Here is a 1,718-nt window from a genome sequence, read left to right on the forward strand (position 1 = left end):
CTCTATTGCTGCGGCCCCGCCGGCGGCGGCGGCGTACGCACCGCTGTCACGCGCCGCGTCGCCACGACCTCGGCGCTGATCCCGCGCGACCTCGTCCGCCCGCGCATCGCGATGGTCTCGCCGTGATCACCGTGCCCCTGCACGCGATCGCCCATGCACGCACGGGCGACAAGGGCAACCGGCTGAACGTCGCGGTGATCGCGCACCACGCGGATGTCTGGGAGGTACTGGTCGAGCAGGTGACCGAGGACCGCGTCGCCTCCCTGTTCGCACACCGCCGCCCGACCGCCGTGCGGCGCTACCTGCTGCCCAAGCTGCACGCGCTCAATCTCGTCATCGACGACGTGCTGGAGGGCGGAGTGAACACCGCGCTCAACCTCGACGGGCACGGCAAGGCGCTGTCCTTCCTCGTCCTCACCCTGCCGGTCACCGTCGGCAAGGACGCGCTTGCCGCGGTGCGGGCCACCCTCGACGCGCGGGCGCATCGCCCTTAGCGTCCGGCGTCCCGTCCCGGAGGCCCCACTTTGCTCCAGATCCGTACCCCGTACCTCATCTTTCTCGGCGAGGCGCATGACCAGCTCGCCGGCAAGACCGGCGTCGGTGTCGCGCAGTGGCGCCCGGATGCCTGCGTCGGCCAGATGCGCCTGCCAGGCTGCAAGGCCGATGCAGGCCTGCTCGATCTGACGCTGGAGGAGGCGGCCGAAAAGGGCGCGAAGACGTTCCTGATCGGCACCACCACGCGCGGCGGTCGCATCAACGCAGAGTGGCAGAAGCTGATGATCCGCGCGATCGAGCTCGGCATGGACGTCGCGTCCGGCCTGCACGACCGCATCGCCGACCAGCCGGCGGTGGCGGAGGCTGCCAAGCTGCATGGCCGCGCGGTCCATGACGTGCGCCACCCGAAGGACGTGTTCCCGGTGGGCACTGGGGTGAAGCGCGCGGGCAAGCGCGTGCTGACCGTCGGCACCGACTGCTCGATCGGCAAGATGTTCACCGGGCTTGCACTCGAGCGCGACATGCGGGCGGCCGGCATGAAGGCGACCTTCCGCGCCACCGGCCAGACCGGCATCCTGATCGCCGGGTCGGGCATTCCGCTCGACGCGGTGGTGGCGGATTTCATCTCGGGTGCGGTGGAGATGCTCTGCCCCGCCAACGATCCCGACCACTGGGACGTGGTGGAAGGCCAGGCGACCGTGCTGCACCCCTCCTATGCCGGCGTGACGGTCGGGCTGGCGATGGGCGCGCAGCCTGACGCGATGGTGATGGTGCACGACCCGACGCGGCGGAGCATGCGCGGGCTCGGTGACCGGCCGGTGCCGGGGATCGCCGAGACCATCGAGGCGCATGTCGCGGCCGCGCGCATCACCAACCCGGCGGCGACGGTGATCGGCATCAGCCTGAACACCCAGCACATGAGTGAGGCGGCCGCGCTGCGCGAGATCGCCGAGACGGAAGCGCGCTTCGGCCTGCCGACGATCGACCCGGCGCGTACCGGCTGCGGCAGGGTCGTCGATGTCCTGAAGGCGATGTGACGATGGTGGCGAAGCTCTCCGTCCGCGAGCAGGTGTTCAAGCTGAAGGGTTCGTTCCGCATCAGCCGCGGCGCACGCACCGAGGCGCGCGTGCTCCTGTGCGAGATCGAACACGACGGCATCATCGCCAGCGGCGAATGCACACCCTATGCGCGCTACGGCGAGACGGTCGAGGAGGTGGCGGGGG

2 protein-coding genes and 1 pseudogene are annotated in these 1,718 nt (G+C 70.5%); all 3 read left to right on the forward strand.

From position 1 onward, the window contains the following. Nucleotides 1–122: 122 nt before the first annotated feature. Nucleotides 123–494: an AtuA-related protein gene (locus tag ACTIFU_RS23680; RefSeq protein ID WP_439580787.1), complete on the forward strand. Its 372-nt coding sequence runs from the start codon at nucleotides 123–125 to the stop codon at nucleotides 492–494. A gap of 30 nt (nucleotides 495–524) precedes the next feature. Beyond that, nucleotides 525–1,532, forward strand: a complete 1,008-nt coding sequence (dgcN, locus tag ACTIFU_RS23685) for an N-acetyltransferase DgcN (RefSeq protein ID WP_439580788.1) — start codon at nucleotides 525–527, stop codon at nucleotides 1,530–1,532. A 2-nt stretch (nucleotides 1,533–1,534) separates the two neighbouring features. Then, nucleotides 1,535–1,718: pseudogene (locus tag ACTIFU_RS23690) on the forward strand (dipeptide epimerase); the annotation flags it as partial.

The sequence above is a fragment of the Elioraea sp. genome (assembly GCF_051860475.1).
In the GTDB taxonomy this organism is placed as follows: domain Bacteria; phylum Pseudomonadota; class Alphaproteobacteria; order Acetobacterales; family Acetobacteraceae; genus Elioraea.